The sequence below is a fragment of the Bombilactobacillus sp. ESL1197 genome (genome assembly GCF_058107145.1).
In genome coordinates this window covers 198,389-221,222 of sequence record NZ_JBYLTY010000004.1, presented here as the reverse complement: position 1 = coordinate 221,222, position 22,834 = coordinate 198,389, and the positions used below count along the sequence as shown (strand labels likewise).

Here is a 22,834-nt window from a genome sequence, read left to right as displayed (position 1 = left end):
TTCAGCCTCCACCTTGTTAGTTATTTAAAGCTTCCTGTTTCATTATACCGTTCTACTAAGAAAAGTGGTTACGACAACTTAATTATTCTGAATGAAAAAACGCGACCGTTCCAAATATTTAAGAAATCATTTAACTACTGGGAGTTTTGTTAAAAAAATGATGCTGAATTTTTATCTCGGTGCCCTTTACTTTTCGAGTGGCTAACTTAAGCAATTAATTCAACTCAATTTTTATTCGTCATTAAATTATTCGAACTTAAAAATTCAGTTAATATTTGAAAAGCCAATTTCTTATCTCCAACTTGGCAATGTCTAGCACCGCCACTAGCCTCCGTTAAAATTTTTACCGTCAGAGATCTGGCATTAACTAGACCTGCTGCTTCTTTTAAAGTAACAGCTGCAGGAACGTATAAATCTTTAGTCCCGCCTATTAATAATACATCTGCTATTACTTCATCTAATACTCCCTTCAAGGTATAATTTAAAGCCTCTTTTACAAAATCAACAGGCTGCTTAGTTAACGTAATATCCATGCCTTTTTGCATTTTAAAAGCTAAATCAACATTATTATTGGATAATTTAACCAAAAAGTCATTAAAACTAGTCGCAATTTTCGGATCATCTAAATGGTCTAAATATTGGCTAGCTTGGGGCAACTTCATTACCAATGCATCACTTAAATTCAACATTGCATCATAGGCAATCACGCGCCGAATTCGATGATCTTTAGCAGCGGCTCGCACGGATAAATATCCGCCCAAAGACATTCCCAATAAATCAGCTGAGTCTAATTGATAATAATCAAGCAAATACCCAACGGGTTCTTCCCACTTAGAAGTTAAAGCTAACCCTGAACGTAAAGCTCGTCCTTGACCAGGACCTTCAAACAAAACAAAATTATAATTTGGTAATTGATCATCTAAACCGTATTGAAAGACTAAACGAAGCATTTCTTCCAAATAAGAATCGAAACCACCATGAAATAGTAAAGTTCTTTGCGCATGCGGATGATTGATTCGAACTACTGGCAAAATACCTTTTTGATAAGGAACATCTTCAAAAATCAAGTTAGTGGTGTCAATACTGTGGTAAAAATTATCAACATATCCTCGATAAGTTGCTTGCTTGCGTTCATCTTGCTCAGTCAAAAAGAAATCTGCCAACTGGTAATAAGTCGAAGCTAAGCCATAATCTTTCATTTGCTGAGTTGCTGTGGCTTTTTGTGCCGTCTTCATTGCTAGCTGATTCCAAGTTTCATACCAATCTTGACGACTTTTAATCTGCAAAGCTGTTCGTGCAATAACCTTTTGTACTGCTACGTCCTTTTCATACGGTTCTAAAAAACGATTAATTTGAAAATTAAATTGCTCATTGTCCATATACTTTTGATACATTGTCGCCACTCCTTTCTAACACAAATGAATCGTATCAGTAATAGTTTTTAAATGCAAGTACTTGCTCTCAAAAAAGCTACAAATACTAATTGATACCAAAAAAGCCGCGTACAAAAGTTAAAAACTTTTCCACGCGACTTGCTCTTGTAATTCAAATAATTAACTAAACTAGCTATTTTTCATCAGCCAAAGTTTGTAAATAATTAAAGACATTTTGACCTGCTAAGCCACCATCACCAACTGCTGTGGTAATTTGCCGCAAAGTCTTTTTGCGCACATCACCCACCGCAAAAATTCCTGGGACTGGGGTTTGCATTTGATCATCCGTAATAATCCAACCAGCTTCATCAGTAATCTTTAAGTCACTGAATTGCTGTGTATTAGGTTGGATACCAACATAAATGAACACACCACTAGCTGGTAGCACTTGCTCGGCACCAGAGATTTTATCACGGTATTTCACACCAGTGACTTTTGCTTGGTCGCCCTGAATCTCCTCCACGTCGGCATTCCAAATAAACTTAATTTTGTCATTCGCAAAGGCCCGCTTTTGTAAAATTGGTTGGGCCCGTAGTTGGTCTCTCCGGTGTATGATGGTGACTGATTTAGCTAGTTGAGTTAGATAAATTCCCTCTTCAACAGCAGAATCACCACCACCAATGACCGCTAAATCTTCATTTTTAAAGAAAGCCCCATCACAGACAGCACAATAAGAGACACCTTTACCGGAATAATCTTCTTCGCCAGGAACCCCGATTTTTTTATACTCTGAGCCAGTAGCAATCACTAAAGCTCCCGTCTTAAAAGTTTCATCGCTGGTTTTAACGATTTTATAAGATTGATGATCCTCAACATCCGTCACCATTCCGTATTGATACTTGGCACCAAATTGAATAGTTGAATGATACATTTTTTCACTTAAATCCGGTCCCATAATGGAATCAAAGCCGGGATAATTTTCCACCTCGGCAGTATTGTTCATTTGCCCACCGTAAATGCCCCGATCTAAAATTAAGACTTTCAAGTTAGCCCGTGAAGCATACAAAGCGGCCGTTAAGCCGGCAGGTCCCGCGCCAATTACAATTACATCATATTCTTGCATTTGAGCCACACTTTCTACTTTTTATCACATAATAATCATAAGAGTTAAATTGACCAAAAGCTAGTATTGTGCTTTACACTAACGTTGATAGGGAAATTTTAAGCCACTTCCGGCCAAATAATCTGGTGGTTGCACTTTTTTACGCCGATAATATATTAGGACACCAGCGCCAATAAACAAAACTAACGACAAAACTTGAGAAACTCTTAAAATGTTCAATAAGTATAAACTATCAGTCCGCATTCCTTCAATAAAAAAGCGGCCAAAAGAATACCATAATACATAACTTAAAAAGACTTCACCTTGCTTAAACAAATGCGGTCGGTGACGCAAACTCAATAGTAAAATCACACCGACTAAGTTCCACAATGATTCATATAAAAACGTTGGTTGGCGATAAGCCCCAGCAATATACATTTGGTGAATAATAAATGGTGGCAGATGTAAAGCATGCAAAAAATGTGCCGAAGTCACTGCACCATAAGCTTCTTGATTCATAAAATTGCCCCAGCGCCCAATCAGTTGTCCCACTAATAAACTCGGCGCAGCAATATCTAAGATTAGCCAAAACGGCAGTTGTCGAACATAAGTAAAGATAATTGCCACAATAAAAGCTGCAATCAAGCCACCATAAATGGCAATGCCACCATGCCAAATCTTAATAATTTCACTCGGATATTTCGAATAAAAAGACCATTGAAACACCACGTAATAAATACGCGCACCAATGAGTGCAAACGGAATTCCCCAGAGCACTAGATCAATTAAGTCATCTTTCATAATTTGCCGCTTAGGAGCTTCGTTTAAAGCTAACAAAACTCCTAAAATCGCACCACAAGCAATAATGACCCCATACCAATGGATCTCAAAGGGGCCAAATTGCACAAAAATTGGATTTAAAGCTAAACTCATACTTACTCACTTTCTGAATGTTCTTTGATTAAATTATTTAATTGTTTTTCAAAGCGGGCGGCAGCATCATATCCTAATTTTTTAGCCCGATAATTCATAGCAGCCACTTCAATAATATTAGAGATATTTCGCCCGACTTTGACCGGGATCACCATTGAAGGTACATCAACATCAAAAATCCGTTCCGTTTGATTGTCTGTCCCAATCCGATCATAATTCTGATCTTCTGACCAAGCACTTAGATTAACAATTAATTGCACTTCCATAGAGGTTCTGACCGCACTTGCGCCAAACAAATTCATCACATCAATAATGCCAATTCCGCGTACTTCCATTAAATTTTTTAAAATTTGGGGAGCTTCACCAACTATCGTATGCTCATTTTGTTGGTAAACATCGACGCGATCGTCCGCTACTAGACGATGACCATTTTTAATTAATTCTAAGGCTGTTTCACTTTTGCCAATCCCGGAATCACCTTTAATCAAGATTCCTAAGCCATAAACATCAATCAAGACGCCGTGAATACTTTTCCGGGGCGCCAAAACCTTTTCTAAATATTGCGTAATAATGTTGGAAACTCGAGTGGTCGTTAAGGGTGACGTCAAAATAGGAATACGATGTTCTTTCGCGGCACGCTGCATCTCCGTTGACGGCTGAATGCCTCTAGAAAAAACAAACGCTGGTGTTTGATCAGTCGCCATTTCTCGTAAAATATGGTAACGATTCTTGGAAGTCATTGATTGCGCATAAGAGGTCTCCGTCTGACCAAATAATTGAACCCGTTCCGCCGGATAATAATCAAAATAACCAGTTAGTTCCAATCCTGGTCGAGAAATTTCACTTTCTGTAATATTGCGTTCACTTAAAAATTCTGCTCCACTGTAAACTTGAATATTCGTATGATCGATTAAATCTTGAACTGTTACCATCAATTAAATCCTCTCTCAACTTTATCTTTGAAAAACATGATAACCAACAAATGAATTTGCAAATGACATTAGAACAGCCGTCAACATTGCGGCTAAAAAATTATGAAATACAAAACCTGGAACTAAGGTGGCAATGATCTCTAAAGTTAAGGCATTAATGACAATCGAAAACAAGCCAAAGGTCAGTAGCGTAATTGGAAAAGAAATAATCTTCAGTAATGGCTTAATTGTTAAATTCAACAAAACTAGAACAAAACCAGCAATTAAAGCAGTAATCCAATCACTCAGATAAAACAGTGTTGGCAGGACTTTGGCAATGGCCATAAATAGCAAAGTATTAATCACGGTCTGATAAATTAATTTCAAAGCTCGGCTCTCCTTAACATTATTTTTTCATTATAGCATATCCCACATACATCACCGTGGTTCTGTTTGAACAACGTTCGAATCATTTTTGCTTCAATTGAAAAGCAATCATTTTTTAAATGGCAATAATAAAAAAAGCTGATCTCAACTTGTATCAACTGCGCCTAATAGACATCAGGCAATAGTATGAAACAAATCAAAACCAGCTAGTCAAAAACTATTTTTTAAAGTTCGGGAGAAATCATTACTTTCACTTGTGACTTATCAGTCATCAATGACTTAATACCTTCTTCAGCATCATCCAAACTAATCTTCTTAGTTACTAATTGTTTGAAGACGTCGCGGTGTTGGTTAATAATTCCAATGGAAGGTGGGAAAGCATTGGCATAACCCATAATCGTATGCACATCAGCACCCTTGTTCTGTAAAGTGGTAATGTCGAATTTATAATCGCCATTAAATAAAGCCACAATCTCTAAAACACCAGCTGGAGCAACTAATTGCACCGCCTGGTCTAAAGTTGGTTGCGCACCAGCACATTCGAAGACTACGTCCACTCCTTGTGGTAATTCTTCATAAACATGTTTAACTAGGTCCACTTCGCCAGAGTTAATAACGTCACTAAAGCCTAATTCTTTAGCTTTAGCCAAACGTTCAGGTGATAAATCAGCAATATAAACTTTAGTTGCACCAGCATATTTAGCTACCAAAGCTGTTAACAAGCCAATTGGGCCTGCACCGATAACAGCAACTGTTTGGCCAGCAATCAAACCACTATCACGCACTGCTTCATAAGTGACAGCTGTCGGTTCTACTAAGGCACCCAATTCATAGTCCATGCCTTCAGGCAACTTGAACGTATAAATATCTTTCACATTCACATATTCAGCCATGGCACCATCATCGGAAAAACCAATAAATTGCAAACTACCATCAGGACCCACACCACGTGTACAGTAGTTGTACAAGCCTTTACGGCAAAATTCACATTTGCCACAGGCAATAATAGGTTCAACACAAACATGATCACCAACTTGAACATTCGTTACGTCGGAGCCGACTTTCACAACCTCACCAGAGAATTCATGTCCTTCAGTAATTGGTACAGTTTTACCGGTTAACGGATGCTTCTTATATGGGATACCAGTGCCTTCTTGGTACATATGAATATCACTGCCACAAATACCAATATCTTTCACCTTGATTTGAACTTGGTCAGATTTTGGCTCATCTAATTCAACATCTTCGATTCGTAAATCTTGTTTACCATAGATTCTTGCTGCTTTCATGATTTTGCCTCCCAATTATTCAATAACTAAATGTCAGATATCGCTGCATAATTTATTTATTTGCTTTTTAATGCAACCGTATTCAACATGTAAATAATATCACTTTGCTCAAAATAATTCTAGATGAAATAAGTTAATTCTTTAACAAAATTTATCTTTCTGCTAAAAAACAAAAACAGGTTAGAACAAAGTCTGTAAAAACACCACCAGCTAGTCTAAAACTTTCTAATGACATTTTTTAACTATTGTTCTAACCCGCCTACAGCAACTTTTGGTTAACCTAAATCGCAGATTTTTCCTTCTTGAAGATAGACGACCCACTCACATAAATTAGTGACATAATCGCCAATGCGTTTCAAATGGGTCGCCACTAATAAATAAGAAGTTCCATCATCAATACTTTGCGCATTAGCTTTCATTTCTGCCACACAAAGATGATCAATTTCATGAGCCAGTTGATTAATTTGTTCGTCTTGCTGAGCAACAACTATTGCCTTTTGCGCATCATTGGTTAAATACGCATCTAATGCCTGATTAAACATAACTTCAACTTGTTGGGCTAGTTGTTCTAACTGTAGTTTCACTTGGCCAACTGCATTTTTATTTTTAAGTTTCAAGGTCGTGCGAGCAATGCGAACCGCATGATCTCCCATCCGCTCTAAATCTGAACTAGCCTTTAAAATAGTTACAATCATCCGCAAATCAGACGTCACAGGTTGCTGCAAAGCAATCATTTCAAATGACTTTTGTTCTAAGTTGACTTCACGATTATTAATATATTGATCATTATCAATTACTGCTTGTGCCATGGTTAAATCATTCTGCATAAAAGCGGTCATCGCTTTTTTGAGAGCTTCATTCACCATCATTGCCATCTCCGCAAAGCGAACATGTAAATTATTTAATTCTGTTGTAAAATCACTCCGCATAAAAACCTCTTTCTAGCCAAACCGTCCACTAATATAGTCTTCGGTTGTTTGCTGTTGTGGATTCAGAAATATTTTTTTAGTTTGATCCATTTCAATTAACTCACCTTGATAAAAAAACGCCGTTTGATCAGAAATTCGAGACGCTTGATGCATACTGTGGGTCACAATTACCATGGTGTAATTCTGGCGTAGTTCCAATAACATATTCTCAATCTTAGTGGCTGAAATGGGATCTAAAGCACTAGTTGGTTCATCTAATAAGATGACTTCGGGCTTAACTGCTAGAACCCGTGCAATACAAACTCGCTGTTGTTGACCACCTGATAAGGCCAGGGCACTTTGATGTAGTTTGTCTTTAACATCGTCCCAAACAGCCGCGGCTTTTAAACTAGTCTCGACAGCTTCATCTAAAACTTGCCGCTCACGAATCCCCGCCAATTTTAATCCGTAAATCACATTATCATAAATCGAAAATGGAAACGGGTTGGGTTGCTGGAAGACCATGCCAACTTGTTTTCGCAGTTGAACAGTATTCATAGTAGGCGCATAAATATCTTGTCCTTTTAATTCGATTTGTCCCTGAATATTAACATTTGCAATTAGGTCATTCATCCGATTTAAACAGCGTAAAAAAGTTGACTTGCCACACCCGGAAGGACCAATCATGGCAGTAATTTCGTGCTGTTTAATGGCTAAATTAATTCCTTTCAACGCTTCATTCGTACCATAAAACACATGTACATTTTGCGCCGTTAAAATATCTGCTGTCATATACTCCTCCTTTAACCAAAATGCCCCGATACATAGTCTTCAGTTAATTGCACTTTCGGCCGCGTAAAAATTTTACGCGTTTGGTCAAACTCAACCATCTTTCCCAAATGAAAAAAGGCTGTATAATCACTTACTCGCGCCGCTTGTTGCATGTTATGAGTCACAATGATAATGGTATATTTTTGCTTTAGTTGCTGCATCGTATTCTCCAATTTTGCCGTAGAAATCGGATCCAAGGCACTAGCTGGTTCATCCATCAACAAAATATCTGGCTGCAAAGCTAAGGCTCGAGCGATACACAAGCGTTGTTGTTGCCCACCGGACAATGATAAAGCACTCTGATGCAGATTATCTTTGACTTGTTCCCATAAAGACGCTTGCTTTAATGAAGTTTCTACAATTTCAGACAACTTTTGTGGATCAGTCACCCCCCGCCGTTTTAAAGCAAAAGTAATATTATCTTGAATTGATTTCGCAAACGGGTTCGGACGCTGAAAAACCATGCCGATTTGTTCACGAACCGTGTAAACATCGACTTTAGGAGCATTAATATCAACTCCGCGATACATAATTTTCCCCTGAACTTGCGCACTAAAAACCGTATCATTCATCCGATTGAGCGCGCGTAAAAACGTCGATTTTCCCGAACCAGAAGCCCCAATTAACGATGTGATTTTATAACGTTCAAATTGTAAAGACACTTCGTGTAAAGCTTCTTTCGCACCGTAACTGACGCACAAATTCTTAGTCGCTAACGCTACTTCTGCCTGGTCAGCTAAGGCAGCCGTGTAAGTTAATAATTCTGCCATCACCTTATTCTCCTGTTAAATGCTGGTATAGTTTTTTACTTAAATAACGCGCCAAGAGATTAAAACTTAAAACTACTAATACTAAAATTAACGATGCCCCCGAAGAAACTGCCTGTGCATCAGGAATTAAGCCTTCGGAATTCACTTTCCAAATGTGAACGGCTAAAGTTTCCGCGGGCCGCAACGGATTAAGTGGTGACGTTAAACTCAAGATATTCCAATTACTAAAGTTTAATGGTGGCGCACTTTGACCCGCAGTATAAATCAAAGCCGCTGCTTCGCCAAAAACTCGTCCCGCTGCTAAAATTACGCCAGTTACAATCGTGGGCAAACACTCCGGAATAACAACATGCAGCACTGTCTCCCAGCGCGACAAGCCCAACGCTAAGCCGGCTTCACGTTGGCTTAGACTAACTGTTTGTAAAGCGTCTTCCATATTCCGAATTAATAAGGGCAAATTAAACACCATTAACGTTAAGGCACCAGATAAAATTGAGAATTGTAAATGTAAATTGATTACAAAAACTAAAAAGCCAAATAGACCGACCACAATTGATGGTAAAGAACTAAGCACTTCAATTGCTGAACGGATCAAATTCGTTAAACGGAGATTTTGCGCATATTCAGACAAATAGATAGCCACTCCTAGAGCGAAGGGCAGCGAAATCCCCATTGATAAGACCAATAAATATAGTGAATTAAATAATTGCACCCCAATTCCCCCACCAGCTTGAAAACTTTTAGCTGGACTAGTTAAAAAGTGCCAATTAATTACACTAATTCCCTTGATAAAAATATATAGTAATAACGCCAACAAAATTAAAATGATCAGCCCCGACAGGCAATAAATTATCACTGTCATAATTTTATTAACTTTTTGTGGATTCATTTCAACGCACCTCGTTTGCTCAAATATTTGACAAGCATATTGAACAACAAAGACATCAATAACAATAACAAGGCCAAGGACCACAAAGCATTGTTAGCCGTTGTTTTCATAATTGTATTCCCCATATTCATCGTTAAGACACTCGTTAACGTCGTAGCAGGCGCTACCAAACTAGTAGGCATTAAAATAGCATTCCCAATCACCATTTGTACAGCCAAGGCTTCGCCAAAAGCTCGCGACATCCCAAAAATAATGGCCGTCATAATGTTCGGTGCTGCTGCTCTTAACACTACTTTGGCAATGGTTTGCCACTGGGTCGCTCCTAAGGCCAGTGACGCTTCGCGGTAATAACGCGGTACTGCAGTTAAAGCGTCAACCGTCATTGAGGTAATTGTTGGTAAAATCATGACAAATAACACAATGGCTCCTGCCAAGATCCCAAAGCCACTACCGCCAGCAATTTTTTGTACCATGGGTACGACGATTTCTAAACCAATAAAGCCATAAACAACCGACGGAATCCCCACTAATAGTTCAATCACTGACTGCAAAATTTGCTTACCTTTATGCGGGGCAATTTCAGTCATAAAAATGGCCGCTGCAATGGCAAACGGCGTAGCCACCAAAACTGCCAATAAGGTCACCGCAAAAGAGCCGACAATCATCGGTAACGCCCCAATCAACGGTTCATGATGTCCATTAGTTTGCTCAGGACTCCAAGTTTTTCCTGTTAAAAAATCCACCAAGCTACCATGATCCTGAAAAAAAACTGCTACCCCCTTAGTAGCAATAAAACCTAAAATGACCAAAACCAATAAGACGACCAAAACAGTTAAACATTGTGTTATTAACTTGCCCCGCTGTTCTAATTTGGCAGATACGGAAGGTCGATTTAACTTTTTCGTAATGGAATCTGACATTTTACTTTCCCCTAACTTTCGTGACTTTGCCGTGAGCATCTTGTTGATATTGCATGGACTGGATTGGAATATAGTGCATTTGCTTAACTTCACGCTCTTGAAAAGCAGTACTTAATAGATAATCAATAAATTTTCTAGTTAATACATTAGGATTTTTAGTGGTATACATATGCTCATACGACCAAATTTTCCAACGATTGGTTTGCACGTTTTTGGCGGAGACCGCGATATTGTCAATTTTCAAAGTTCGTAAATCATGCGTCAAATACGGTAAGGCTACATAGCTAATCGCTCCCGGCGTATTTTTCACAATTTGACGGACCATTCCGCTAGAATCTTGTTCGGGCGCTTTGACGCTAGTTAGTCCTTGCATGACCTGTTGTTCAAAAACCATGCGAGTGCCACTTCCCGGTGCCCGATTAACGATTGAAATTTTCAAATTAGGGCCACCCAAAGTTTGCCAATTGGTAATTTTACCTGCAAAAATCTCTTGTAGTTGCTGCAAAGTAACATTTTTGATCGTTACCTGAGAATTAACGACAGGCACGACCGCTACCACGCAAATACGATGATCAATTAACTTGTGAGCCTTAATCCCGGTCTTTTGTTCTGCAAAAACATCTGAATTGCCAATCGCCACTGCTCGTTGTTGAATCTGCGATAATCCGGTTCCGCTCCCACCGCCTTGAACTGTAATAAAAGAATTAGGATGAGACCGATTATATTGATCACCAGCTGCTTCCACTAAAGGTTGTAACGCTGACGAACCCACTGCTGTAATGCTCTGTTCCTGATGGTTACGCCGACAGCCAGTTAATAGCAGACCAGCCATGATCAATAGCAATCCCCAATTTAATTTTTTCATTGGTTCAACCTCCGGGAGCAGTATAGCAAACCAATGTAAAACTTTATTATTAATTGTGTAAATTATATGTAAATTTCTGAAAAATTAAGGCTACTTGTAGTTAAATTAATTATTGATTAAACTAAAACCAATTTCAGTCAATTTATCACTAAGACAATATTGAGACCTGAGTCCAAGGTTGTGAGAGGTTTTTACATGAATTTAGACAAATTGCAATATTTTATTGATCTAGTAAATACTGGCAGTTTTACGAAAACTGGACAAAAAAATCATATTGCACAAACGAGTGTTAGTCAGCAAATTCGTTCATTGGAAAATCATTTCAATGTTCAATTAATTGATCGCAGTGTACAACCAATTGTTCCTACGGCTGCAGGACAGTTGTTCTACTCGAAAGCTGTCTTAATTTGTCAACAGTATCAAAAATTAGAGCAGGACATGGCCGATTTTTGTACTGACAAGCAACGTATTCGCCTAGAATATACTTCACTTATTGATTTAAATTTTTTAATCAAAATCACGCAAACTTTAAAGCAGCAATCACACTTAATTTTGGAATTAGAAAAAGAGCAACTTAAAGACGTGGCTCATAACTTAAATAATGGTCAATACGATTTAGCCATCAGTTTTGATTCAGAATTTCACAATGAGACCTCATTGCAAACCATTACCTTATATCAAGGCAAATACTGTGCACTTATTGATAGCGATCATCCTCTATATCACTGCCAAGCAATCACTTTGAAACAGTTATATCACTATCCACTCGTCATGCTTGCTCCACAGACAATTGGTAAATCTTATCAACTAATGTTAAAGCATGCCCAGCAAGATGGCTTTACACCTCAAATAAAAGCAACAGTACAGGATTTAGAAACAGAACTTTTTTTGATTCAAACGCAACATTTGATCGGCTTTTTTCCGGACAATTACCCGCTGCCCAACCAAACTTCCAACTTAAAATTATTGCCTATTAACCAAACTCATCATCATTTTAAAATCGTCTTAGCTTATCGGAAAGATTTTAATCATGCTAAATTAGCACAAATTATTCACCAAGCTCATTCAATATCAGCAGAGGTTTAACCTCTAACCTAGTTATTTTTTATATTGGCAATTGCTCAAATAATCACATATGATTAAGCTAATTAAAAGTTGAAAGCAAGTATAGTGACGCCGCTTGATATTTAATCCGGTTAGTTAACAAGCTTGTTTCCACTTTATCTAGAAAGGAAAAATTCATGAAAAAGTTAATCTTAACAGGTGTCGATGGTAATTTAGGTAGTCAAGCTGCGCAAGAACTAATCCAATTAGCCAATAAACAACAACTCATCTTTTGTGGTTATGATCCTAACGTGCTCGCCAACTATGCACAGCAAGGAATTGATGTTCGCCAAACTGATTTTAATTCTAAGGCTGGTTTAGTGGAAAAGTTTACTGGCGGTGACGTCCTTGCTTTGATTTCCATGCCTTTTGTGGGTGCTAAACGCCAGCAAGCTCATAAAAATGTCATTGATGCTGCTAAACAAGCCGGTGTAACTAAAATTGTTTATACTTCACTAGTCAATGCCGGCGACCCTAGTAATCCTAGTATCGAAAAAATTGACCATGCTTATACCGAAGACTATTTAAAAAAGAGTGGACTTGATTATCTGTTCTTACGTAATTCACAATATGCTGAAGCTATGATCACCAACTACTTTACCTTTGTTAAACAAGGACAAGATTTAGCCAATAGCCAAGGGGACGGTCAAATGGCCTATATTTCACGTAAAGACTGTGCCAAAGCCGTTGCGTATGCCTTATTAGATGATAATTTGCACCACCAAATTTTAAACATCAATGGTAAAGATTTACTAACCATCAGCGATTTTATCAATATTGCTAATGACGTCACAGGCAATTCTATTCAATATCATGCCATTAGTGATGAAGAAAATTACCAAATCTTTGATGCCATGGGTGTCCCTCGAACCACTGATGGCCAATTTAAAAAAGATTCTGAAGCACCCTTCTCATCTGATGGCATGGTCACTTTTGCCAAGGCCATTCGTGAAGGTAAAATGAATACCTATACCGATGATTTTTACAAATTAACAGGTAGTCAACCAATATCTGTGCGTTATATGTTTGAACACCAAGCAGAATTTCAAATTGGTGAACGCCATTCAAAAGACGATTAGTATTTGAAACTTAAAGATGAGACTAGAGCAAATTAATTGGATGAATAACTTATTCAAACAGCCAACAATTCAGTTCTAGTCTTATTTATTTGGAACATATTCCAAATAAACCGTGGGAAGACACTTCAAATAATTCTCAAAAAAATTGGTACCAATATAAATGCGGAACGAAATTTATATCGGTACCAATTTTATTAATTAAGCTCAAAATTAATCCATTCAATAACTAAATCAAAATATTTCTGACCTCTTGCTTTGTTTGAGCATTGACTAAGTTCTCAACACAATGCTGATTTTTCACAACATCAATTAATTCAGTTAGCGCTTTTTCATGTTCATGATTTGTTCCCGGTGATAAAACAAATAAACAATTAATAGCAACTGTTTGGTGTTGGGCACAAATCTTTATTGGTTGATCTAGTACCACCAATGCCAAACCGACTGTTTGACTATGAGAACTGGGGGCTGCATGAGCTAAAAAAACATGATCTGCAATCAACATATACGGTCCGTATTTATTGATCAAATTGGTAATATCAGAAAAATAAAAACTATTGATAATTTGATCGCGTTCTAATAACTGGCAGCCTAATTGTAATACCGCTTGCCACTGCATATTGCACGAATGATGCAACAGCTTAATATGTTGCACAGGTAAAAGATTAGCTAAAGAAGGTAAAGTATCCGTCAAGGCTAAATCATTAGCTGGTAAAATAAATTTATCTAGACTTGAACGTAAACCCATCTCATCTTTTACATCCGCGTATTCCTTAATAATAGTCAGCAGTTGATTCACAGCATTACTATTGTGCTCAATTTTTTGTGGCACTTGCGTGCGTAAATAATTTTCAATTTGACCATAATCATGCTCTGTTAAGATTGCTTTAACAGTTAAAACGGGAACTGGGTAAGAACTTTTCCCTAACGGGGCCGCGCTAATAATTAACTTAGCCTGATAATTAGCCTGAAAAATATTGTTTAGATCTGCTATTTTGAGTGGTGGCGAAAATTTAATCAGCGGATAAGCTTGCATTAATTCATGATAAAGCATTACAGAAGTCCCAATACCGCTGGAACACACAACTAACACCTCAGCCAAGGCGGCCAGTTGATATTTATCCGTTTTGTTTACCGACCAGTCTTGGTAAACGACATCACTTTGAGGTCCAAAATATAAACAAATTAATGCTATTTCATTAACAGGCAGTTCCTGTTTTAAATATTGTTCTAACGGGGCACAGGCAATTGTAGTTAATTTGAGTAACTGCGGATAATTTCTTTTGATATCTGCAATTTCATCCGAAACAAATGGAATCCTAAACATTACTCGAAAATAAGTCGCATACAAGTGGTTACACAATACTTCGACAAAATGTCGATCAGAAATCGGATTTCCGGTTAATTGTTTATACCGAAAAATTATTTCCCGGGCAATTTGTGTTAATTTATCATATAATCTGGGGCTAACACACCAAACCGCGGTTGCTTGTGCGCACAGCATGATTTTGCTTAAAAAGACTACTTCATTATTAGTTACAGTTTCTTGGCAGATAGTTTCCAATAGTTTCTGACAAGCCGGCAAAATCCCGGTTGTATTTTTAGATAACCACGCTTGTCCGGGCTCAGTGGCTAACTTTTTTCCTTGTTGATAACGCCATTTAGTAAACATTAATAAATAAATTAATTGTTGCAACGCATTTTCCGAAAAACTAATTTTTAAAGCTGTCTGACAAATAGTTAATTGTTTCTCAAATTGTGAAAATGGGTAGTTTAATTGCTGAATACACTGAAAAAGTGTGGCATCGTTATTTTGTAGTAATTCATAAACAACTAAGCGCACTGCTCGTTCATTACCATGAATTTGGTGACCTTGATGGGTACTGACAATTTCTAATTTTGGAAAGCGCGTTCTCAAGACTTTAAAGTCGTTAATGATCGTATTGCGCGAACAAGCAAAGCGCTGTGTTAACTGATTAATAGACACTCCTTTAGAATTATCCAACAATGTCCAAATAATTAATGTCTGGCGTTGTTTGGAACTAAAGTGAATCCCCCGCTCATCCAACTTAACACTAGGTTGCTGCTTTAAAACTTGCTTGGTATGATCAGTTAATTGGTATCCATAGCGAGGAACATTAACAATTTCTTCAAGGTGTTGGCTTTGTAATTGCTGATTCAAGGCTGCCAACCAATTAAAGGCTGTTCTGCGCGAGACATTAAACATTGTCATAATTTCTGTTAAACTAACGTAACCTGAAGATACCAGCAAATAATTCAATAATTTATGATAACCTGTCGCTGTGGCTGCAACCTCTCCAGTAATCACATCCATCATCCTTTAAAAGTTTTACTTCGATTGTTATTTTCCTAAATCTAATTTAGCAATAATATCGTCAATGACGCTATCCACACCGATATTGGTTAATAATGGCAAACCGTTAATTACTGGAATTTTAACAGCATCATTATCATATTGCGTGGTCGTAATTGCTAAATCATAGTCGCTAGCCATGGACTCTACTTGAGCCACAGAAGCTTGACCTAAAGTATAATCATCCTTGGAAATACCACGATTAGCCAATTCTTCTTCTAACTTATTCATGGCTGCCGTACTTGTAACCACGCCAGCACCGCAAGCTACTAAAATTTTCTTCATAATAAAGACACTCCTTCAACTAAATTATTTGGTAGGTGTTTCTGTTTGATCAAGTGCTTTTTCTTCGGCAATGATTTTCGAGCGATTCCACCAACACAAACCAACAATAAGGACAATTCCGATGACATAAGCAATGAACTTGAAAGGTGCAATTTGAACAAATAACCACGGAAATGGATTGGAACCATAATCAATACTGGAGATTAATGACGAACCCTTGGGAATAGCAAAGTGCGCCGCCCGAGCACATTTCGTAATCAAGGGGGCTAAATTCGTCCCGATCCATAAACCAATCACCACGTTAATTGCACCAATAATAAAGGACCGGAAAAAATCACCGTGCGTAATCGAAACAATTAATGGAAACATAAAGACAAAACCAACTAAGCCAATGGTTGGCAAGAACTGATTGCCTGGTAAGATAAAAGCAAACAACAATGCTACTGGAATCATTAAAGTCGCGCAGGCCAAAACAACCGGACTACCAATGCCCACTGCCGTGTCCATTCCAATATAGATTTTGCGTTTACCGGAAAATTTTTTCTGCGTAAAAGACTGAATCGCATTAGAAACAGGCACGACGCCTTGTAATAATAGCGCTGCCATTTTTGGCGTAATTATCATGACGGCGGAAAGCGTAACCCCCATTAACATAATTTTGCCTAACTTAGTAGCAAGCGTCATGCCCGGAATAAAACCATAAGCCAAAATACCAATCACCAGTCCAATAATAAAGCCCAATAAGGTTGGTTCACCCCAAGAGCCAAACTTTTTGTTAAAGTCTTTGGCATCTAGATGGATCTTATTAATTCCCGGAATTTTATCTAAAATCCAATTAAAAACGATGGCGATTGGAACAAAGGAACCGGCATAACCATGTGGAATAGAAATTCCCGGTAACCCTAAATATTTTTCAGATAACGGAGCGGTACGATCGGCAATGACCATAATGACAATCATATTGACGCTCGCCAAGAACAAGCTCAAAACAATATCTTTAGTTAAAGCGTAAACCAAAGAACCACTAAAAGCAAAATGCCAAAAATCCCAAATATCGACATCAATAGTTGAAGTGGTTTTCGTAACTAACATTATCAAATTGATCGCAATTCCGAGGGGAATCATACTGACTCCGACTGCTGTTCCGTAAGCAATCGCTGAAGCAGACGGCCACCCAACATCAATAACTTGTAAATTTAAATGCATCACGGCAATCATATGTTTAATGGCGGGATTCATGACACTGGTCAAAATCGAAACCGTGGCATTTAAGCCGATAAAACCAATACCGACCATTAAGCCACCACGTAAAGCTTTAGTAAAAGGTACCCGCACGCACAAACCAAAAATCAACATAATAATGGGAATCAAAACCGTTGGCCCAAGTCCAACAATATACATAATGAAATTAATTATCGGTTTCATACCTATCTCCTCAATTATTAACTAAAAATTTGCCACAAGCTGTTGAAACAAAAGTTGCTGGTCTTGAATTTGAACTAGTTGTTCTAATAAAACTTGATTTTGAAACAAAGTCATCAGCTTTTGTAACATCTGTACCTGACTATGCGGGTTTTTCAAGGCCAGCATCACCACAATTTGCACATTCAGCAGTTGTTCAGTGACGGCCATATTATGAAACTTGACAGGCCGCCTTAAGGTCGCAAAAGCTAACGCCGGTTGCTTGACGTATTCAACGTCTGTATGTGGGATAGCAACCGCAATTTTACCGCTAGGTAACCCCGTCGGTTGCTTAAACTCTCGGTCTTGCACCGCCTGAGAAAAATTTGGTTGTACTTTGCCAAACATTTGCAATTGTTGTGCCAAATATTGAATGATTTCAGATGAAGTTCTTGCTTCAACTTGCGCAAATACTAACTGAGAACTCAAAAGATTCAACTTTTACTTCCCCCCTTTCTCTTTGAATGCTATTTCTGTTCACGTTTTATTTAACCATTCATAAAAGCGCTTCAATAGTGCAAATCATCCGAAATCTTGGTGCAAGTACTGCACCATCGCGCAAAAAAGCATTATTAGATTATTGTAATCCAATAATGCTTCATTTATTTTGTGGTTAAGCGATTAACTAAAAATGCTTAATTAATAGCAATTTTGACACACAATTTATGATTATGTCCTACTTTGTTAGCAACCATCCCATGAGCAGCATGCAAATCCGACGGATAAAAGATTGCATAATGTCGTTCAGTCAATAAAGCTTTACCGTGCATCTTAGGATGTCTAAAAAATTGAATCTCTTCTTTAGGATCATAAGGACTAACGGGTTTAGCAGTTCCCGAATCACTAAAGCGCACCCATTCAGCACCCGTAATCATGTAGTGAATATCAATATGTTCCCGATGGGTTTCGTAGTTCATCGTCTGATAGTCTCGGGTGTCATATTCTTGAAATCGTAATTCGACGCCCGATGCAATTTGCTTTTTACCCAACGGTTCAGCTAACAATTCCTTGGTTGAACGAGCATCTAGCCAATCTAAAGCTGTTTGAATCCGTTTTTGAACGGTCGTATTAAATTGATGTTGTTTACTTGCTCCAAATTCCATAATTATTCTCTCCTCTATTCTTTTATTCTTTTTCTTCGCGTACAAATAAAAGTGCTACTACCGCAACTAACGGAAACGCGGCAATGATTAAATACGAAGTCACATAACTACCTGTAACCGCCAAGATTTGGCCTAATATCACGGGCGCGATAAAAGAACCAACTTGATTAAAGACGTTGATGAAGCCTGAAACCGTCCCACGTTGATCGGCGGGAGCCACTTCCACGGACAGATTATTGGTGATCGTGCTAAACATAAATGCTCCGACACCCATTGCACCCGTCCAAAAGTACAACAAGGCTAAGTTGCCGTGTGGCGTTAAAGCAAAACCAATAATTGTGGGTGTGAAAATTGCCATAAAAATTGCTGCCCAAAGATGGCGCGATAGTTTGGAATGATCAGAAATCCATCCCGCTACGACCATTGAAATTACCGAAGTAATCCCAAAGATGGACATGGCGGTACCGGCTTTCACCAAACTAAACTTCAAGCTTTTCACAATAAATAAATTAGCCCAATTAGTCACGCCCCACTTGGCGCCTGTAGCAAATAAGCCGGTCAACGCTAATAACCAAACGCTGCGATTATTAATGGCGTGTTTCAAACGCATCAAAGCTGATTCTTCTTTCACTTGACCAGTTTTAGTTTTCACCTTAAATTGTTGCGGAAATGGTGGTGTTCCTTTTAAAGTAAAATAGGAAAAAATTAACGCTGCTAACGGAAACAAAGCCGTGACTGCTAGAGCTGCCCGCCAACCATAATGAACCAAAACAGTGGGCGCATATAGATTGATGACGGTTAAACCAAACGAGGTGCAAGTATTAAAAATTCCAGTGGCCGTGGCACGTTTCTTACCATCAAACCATTCTGTAATAATGCCTAAACACGCTGATAAATCAGGACCACTAACTAAACCTAAGACAAAACGTAAGATCAGCCCGTCCCAATAACCGCGCATAAAGACCATGGCAAACATCACTACCAAATTGCCTGCCACCGCAGTCAATAACAATTTACGATAACCAAATTTATCAGCTAGCATCCCTCCCGGCAAAACCGTAATTGCATAGCCAATATAAAAGGCCGTAACGTATGAATTACCTTGTTGCACTGTAAAATGTAACGAATCAATCACCGCCGGCATAATTGTTGACCACGATAGCCGCGTAATAAAACTAATTAAAAAAGCGAACCAGATACCTGCTAGAATTAAAATCTGCTTGGCATTCCATTTACCAGTTGCAGACTCAGCCATTTTTATTCCTCCTCACTGCCAAGTTTCAAAACAATTTTGCGTACGTGTGTTGGTTCATGAACTAAACCGTTGGTGCGGTGTGGTTCATGCATCCCAATTAAAACTAAATCACCAGCATGTAAAATTATTTTTTGATAATTTGTCGGTGGCTGAACATATTGCAAATCCCGTTGCGCATTATAAGCACCTAATAGTCGCACATTGGTATCCGTCGCAATGTCAATCTCTTCAGTACCTTCGACTAGATAATGCAGATCCAAGCGCTGTTGATGAATTTCAAAATCAAAATCAGTAATTTTTTGAGTCGTATATTCCAATGTTTGACAATAAAAGCTCTCCCCTTGTTGGTGGCTTTTCCCTAACGGCGTCTTTGTCAAATCTGTTACTTGTAAAAACTGAATGGCCCTAGCTAATTTTTGATAGTCGCAGGCTTGATAATCGCTGAGTTTTGTTAATAACACGGCAACACTTACCTCCTTTTAATCAAGCTAAAGTTAAGCGCTTAACTTATTTAATGTAAAGCAAATTAAGCTACCGGTTTGTCTTAATTATTTTTAGTTAATCGTTTAATATTAATTAAATTCACTTTTTTGTGTAGTAAGTCAATAAATAGCAACTAATAAATAATTATTAATTATTCTTTTTTACTAAAACGGTTAACTAACTTTACACAGAAATTGTAATCGCTTTGGTTTTAAAAAGCAATACTTTATTGTGAAAAAATTATCAATTATTCAGATTCTGTAGAGAACTGCTAATTTCATTTGAAATTAATTACACAAAGTGCTATTTATAATTTAAGGAGGATTTAAGATGAAGAAAAGAACAATTTATATGTTACTTAGTGCTACCTTATTAAGTATTGGCGGTAGCCAATTGCATAAACAACCACTAACAGCTGCCAAACTGACTACAACTGCTAAAACGACAACCCTCTATGCTACCAATGGTCACAAGGTACCAGGAAAGTTGTTAGCTGCCGGTAGTCAATGGCAAATCATAACAACCAAGAACATGCACGGACAGCAACTAGCCAAAATTGCTGCCAATTTATGGACGACTAATCCTAATCCTGAACAACCTCAAGCAGCAACTGCACAAAATGAACAAACGTCAACTGCCAAAACGCAATCTCAACCAGCTACGAGTGACAGTGAATTTAAAAAAGTCGATTTTCCAGCAAGTATGCAGGGCACTTGGTATGGTTATGATGAAGATTCTGATGCTGTTAAATCCATTACTTTTATGGACAATAAGATTAGTGTCGATGGTCAAGATGGTTATGCTTACGATGGCAGCGTGCGCCCCGCTGACGACCAAGCAATTTTAAATACGGGCACAAGTTCTTTAAATGCGGATCAACAAAATCGCATGCAAAATTGGGTTGCTTTATCTACTATTGATCCACAAACCGCGAATTTTGATACTGCACCACTTTCGCCAATTGTTGACTTACGTGGCTGGTACCAAAGTGCTGGTGATGGAACATATTACTACATGATGAATGAAAACATTGATGGCCAGCAAACGCCCGTCTTATTTGCAGCTAGTGGTGCGGGAATGTGGACAGATATGCATTACTACCGTTCTAACCAATTAGCTCAACAACAGCAAGATGAAGGTTTTGCGGATGATCGGGGAAGAGAATAAAAGTTAGATTCTAATATAATCAATTCTCAGCTCATTAAAATGAACGTAATAAAAAAGAACCAACTTAATTATAATCTTGAAAGTTAGTCCTGCATTTTAGAAATCTAATTCTAGTTTTAAAGTAGGTCAATTTTGACTATGACTTGAAAATTATATAACCATTTTGATAATTTGCAGTAAAAATCCACCTATCGCCACTATCACAGTCAATGACGATAAAAATAATTTGATTCTATCATTAAAGTCCAATTGCCTATCATTCTTATTGGAATCTTTCCCAGAATCATGTAGTAACAGAATTTGATTGTTATTAGAGTTACAATCACCGAATTTAAGCCACATAAATATTCTCAAACAAAGTCTTAAAAGTTTATGTGTTATAGACGCGTGGTGCTAGTTAAAAATTAGTTGAAATAAAAAGCCTAACTAGGCTACACTTTAAGTTACCTCTAACAAGAAAATGATAGCCATGTCAGACCTCTTTAAGGTTAACCAATAATCTTCTAGCTTACAATCTTTAATTCAAGATTGGATTGATAGTTTAACCTCACTCTACAAAATGTTCATTTAGCTAAACTATTCGACGTACAATTATTGGCTTTAATACGTTTACAGGTTCAAATTGGTATGTCTAATCAACGTAGTTTTTATCGTTTATTAAACTTATTAAATTTGTTTGATTTACCAGAAAGATCCCGGTTTAATCGTCTAACCCAAAGGTGTGGTGATTTATTTCAATATGAGAACTGGAATCGTGAAACAGAAAGTTAAACCATAATACACGATTATTGATAGTTTTTGCCAGTCCGTATTATGGTTTCAAAGGTAGTTTTGAAATTACGGATCAAGGTATTGTCGTGGATTGTACCATTACTACTGCCAACTTGCACGATATCAAAATGATTCCTGAATTTTTAAATCAATATCCTTGTCCTAACATTTTGGCAGACTTGAGTTATTTAAGTCAAAAACGGAAACAAGAATTGGCTCAAAAAGGAATTAATTTTTGGATATCAATTAGAAAAAATATGCACCAAAAATCTAACAAAGTTAGTCAATCTTTGTTGAATCGGCGCCGTAAAAAAATTGAGACAGTTTTTGCTAAATGGAATCAAATGTTTGATATTGAACGTAATCGATCCCGTTGTTTAGCGGGATTCAAAAGTCGATTGGAACAATGTTTATTTGTAGATACTTGGAGAAAAATTAATTAGCACCACGCGTATTTTTATTTGTAATTATTTAAGTACAATTATTCATTCAGTTTAAAAATGTACAACAATTTGAAAGTATACTTATCGCAAATTCGGGATTTAATCTATCATTTATTCAATTATTAATTTTACAG

General features: G+C 37.6%; 23 protein-coding genes. 4 read left to right on the top strand and 19 right to left on the bottom strand.

Going from position 1 to position 22,834, the window contains the following annotated elements; genetic code table 11:
* Positions 1 to 224: 224 nt before the first annotated feature.
* The 12 genes from AC3B6B_RS08760 to AC3B6B_RS08705 all read right to left on the bottom strand — a co-directional run bounded on the left by AC3B6B_RS08760 (position 225) and on the right by AC3B6B_RS08705 (position 11,178).
* Positions 225 to 1,394 (bottom strand): alpha/beta fold hydrolase, encoded by a 1,170-nt coding sequence (locus tag AC3B6B_RS08760; RefSeq protein WP_489758267.1) that lies wholly within the window; start codon positions 1,392 to 1,394, stop codon positions 225 to 227.
* Positions 1,395 to 1,566: 172 nt separating this feature from the next.
* The gene (trxB, locus tag AC3B6B_RS08755; protein ID WP_489758266.1) at positions 1,567 to 2,505 is read right to left on the bottom strand and encodes a thioredoxin-disulfide reductase; all 939 of its coding nucleotides are present in this window, start codon (positions 2,503 to 2,505) and stop codon (positions 1,567 to 1,569) included.
* A gap of 69 nt (positions 2,506 to 2,574) precedes the next feature.
* Entirely contained in the window at positions 2,575 to 3,408 is an 834-nt protein-coding gene (gene lgt, locus AC3B6B_RS08750) for a prolipoprotein diacylglyceryl transferase (RefSeq protein WP_489758265.1), read from the bottom strand.
* 2 nt (positions 3,409 to 3,410) lie between these two features.
* Positions 3,411 to 4,340: an HPr(Ser) kinase/phosphatase gene (hprK, locus tag AC3B6B_RS08745; protein ID WP_489758264.1), complete on the bottom strand. Its 930-nt coding sequence runs from the start codon at positions 4,338 to 4,340 to the stop codon at positions 3,411 to 3,413.
* 21 nt (positions 4,341 to 4,361) lie between these two features.
* The gene (locus tag AC3B6B_RS08740; RefSeq protein WP_489758263.1) at positions 4,362 to 4,706 is read right to left on the bottom strand and encodes a phage holin family protein; all 345 of its coding nucleotides are present in this window, start codon (positions 4,704 to 4,706) and stop codon (positions 4,362 to 4,364) included.
* Between the two features lie 224 nt (positions 4,707 to 4,930).
* Positions 4,931 to 5,995: a 2,3-butanediol dehydrogenase gene (locus AC3B6B_RS08735; RefSeq protein WP_489758262.1), complete on the bottom strand. Its 1,065-nt coding sequence runs from the start codon at positions 5,993 to 5,995 to the stop codon at positions 4,931 to 4,933.
* A 275-nt stretch (positions 5,996 to 6,270) separates the two neighbouring features.
* Entirely contained in the window at positions 6,271 to 6,924 is a 654-nt protein-coding gene (phoU, locus tag AC3B6B_RS08730; RefSeq protein WP_489758261.1) for a phosphate signaling complex protein PhoU, read from the bottom strand.
* Positions 6,925 to 6,936: 12 nt separating this feature from the next.
* Entirely contained in the window at positions 6,937 to 7,695 is a 759-nt protein-coding gene (pstB, locus tag AC3B6B_RS08725; protein ID WP_489758260.1) for a phosphate ABC transporter ATP-binding protein PstB, read from the bottom strand.
* An 11-nt stretch (positions 7,696 to 7,706) separates the two neighbouring features.
* Complete coding sequence (gene pstB / locus AC3B6B_RS08720) at positions 7,707 to 8,504, bottom strand: phosphate ABC transporter ATP-binding protein PstB (protein WP_489758259.1); 798 nt, start codon at positions 8,502 to 8,504, stop codon at positions 7,707 to 7,709.
* Positions 8,505 to 8,508: 4 nt separating this feature from the next.
* Positions 8,509 to 9,393, bottom strand: a complete 885-nt coding sequence (gene pstA, locus AC3B6B_RS08715) for a phosphate ABC transporter permease PstA (protein ID WP_489758258.1) — start codon at positions 9,391 to 9,393, stop codon at positions 8,509 to 8,511.
* The gene (gene pstC / locus AC3B6B_RS08710) at positions 9,390 to 10,313 is read right to left on the bottom strand and encodes a phosphate ABC transporter permease subunit PstC (protein ID WP_489758257.1); all 924 of its coding nucleotides are present in this window, start codon (positions 10,311 to 10,313) and stop codon (positions 9,390 to 9,392) included. The genes pstA and pstC overlap by 4 nt, the downstream gene beginning before the upstream one ends.
* 1 nt (position 10,314) lies before the next feature.
* Entirely contained in the window at positions 10,315 to 11,178 is an 864-nt protein-coding gene (locus AC3B6B_RS08705; RefSeq protein WP_489758256.1) for a phosphate ABC transporter substrate-binding protein PstS family protein, read from the bottom strand.
* A gap of 195 nt (positions 11,179 to 11,373) precedes the next feature.
* Between AC3B6B_RS08705 and AC3B6B_RS08700 the strand changes: the two genes are divergently transcribed.
* Complete coding sequence (locus AC3B6B_RS08700; protein WP_489758255.1) at positions 11,374 to 12,264, top strand: LysR family transcriptional regulator; 891 nt, start codon at positions 11,374 to 11,376, stop codon at positions 12,262 to 12,264.
* A gap of 155 nt (positions 12,265 to 12,419) precedes the next feature.
* Positions 12,420 to 13,361, top strand: a complete 942-nt coding sequence (locus AC3B6B_RS08695) for an NAD(P)H-binding protein (protein WP_489758254.1) — start codon at positions 12,420 to 12,422, stop codon at positions 13,359 to 13,361.
* A 226-nt stretch (positions 13,362 to 13,587) separates the two neighbouring features.
* Here AC3B6B_RS08695 and AC3B6B_RS08690 read toward each other — a convergent pair whose 3' ends face one another.
* The 7 genes from AC3B6B_RS08690 to AC3B6B_RS08660 form a co-directional block, all read right to left on the bottom strand.
* Complete coding sequence (locus AC3B6B_RS08690; protein WP_489758253.1) at positions 13,588 to 15,687, bottom strand: BglG family transcription antiterminator; 2,100 nt, start codon at positions 15,685 to 15,687, stop codon at positions 13,588 to 13,590.
* A gap of 33 nt (positions 15,688 to 15,720) precedes the next feature.
* Positions 15,721 to 16,017, bottom strand: coding sequence for a PTS sugar transporter subunit IIB (locus AC3B6B_RS08685; RefSeq protein ID WP_489758252.1), 297 nt, complete (start codon positions 16,015 to 16,017; stop codon positions 15,721 to 15,723).
* A gap of 24 nt (positions 16,018 to 16,041) precedes the next feature.
* Complete coding sequence (locus tag AC3B6B_RS08680; protein WP_489758251.1) at positions 16,042 to 17,442, bottom strand: PTS galactitol transporter subunit IIC; 1,401 nt, start codon at positions 17,440 to 17,442, stop codon at positions 16,042 to 16,044.
* A 21-nt stretch (positions 17,443 to 17,463) separates the two neighbouring features.
* The gene (locus AC3B6B_RS08675; RefSeq protein WP_489758250.1) at positions 17,464 to 17,916 is read right to left on the bottom strand and encodes a PTS sugar transporter subunit IIA; all 453 of its coding nucleotides are present in this window, start codon (positions 17,914 to 17,916) and stop codon (positions 17,464 to 17,466) included.
* Between the two features lie 197 nt (positions 17,917 to 18,113).
* Entirely contained in the window at positions 18,114 to 18,581 is a 468-nt protein-coding gene (locus AC3B6B_RS08670) for a YhcH/YjgK/YiaL family protein (protein WP_489758249.1), read from the bottom strand.
* 22 nt (positions 18,582 to 18,603) lie between these two features.
* A complete protein-coding gene (locus AC3B6B_RS08665) occupies positions 18,604 to 19,836 on the bottom strand; it encodes an MFS transporter (RefSeq protein WP_489758248.1) in 1,233 nt (410 codons plus the stop codon).
* Between the two features lie 2 nt (positions 19,837 to 19,838).
* Entirely contained in the window at positions 19,839 to 20,297 is a 459-nt protein-coding gene (locus AC3B6B_RS08660) for a NanQ anomerase/TabA/YiaL family protein (protein WP_489758247.1), read from the bottom strand.
* Between the two features lie 352 nt (positions 20,298 to 20,649).
* On the opposite strand from AC3B6B_RS08660, the gene AC3B6B_RS08655 reads away from it, so the two are divergent.
* Together AC3B6B_RS08655 and AC3B6B_RS08650 are read left to right on the top strand one after the other, a co-directional pair.
* Positions 20,650 to 21,486: a hypothetical protein gene (locus AC3B6B_RS08655; protein ID WP_489758246.1), complete on the top strand. Its 837-nt coding sequence runs from the start codon at positions 20,650 to 20,652 to the stop codon at positions 21,484 to 21,486.
* 788 nt (positions 21,487 to 22,274) lie between these two features.
* Positions 22,275 to 22,700: a transposase gene (locus AC3B6B_RS08650; RefSeq protein WP_489758245.1), complete on the top strand. Its 426-nt coding sequence runs from the start codon at positions 22,275 to 22,277 to the stop codon at positions 22,698 to 22,700.
* The last annotated feature ends 134 nt before the right edge of the window (positions 22,701 to 22,834 follow it).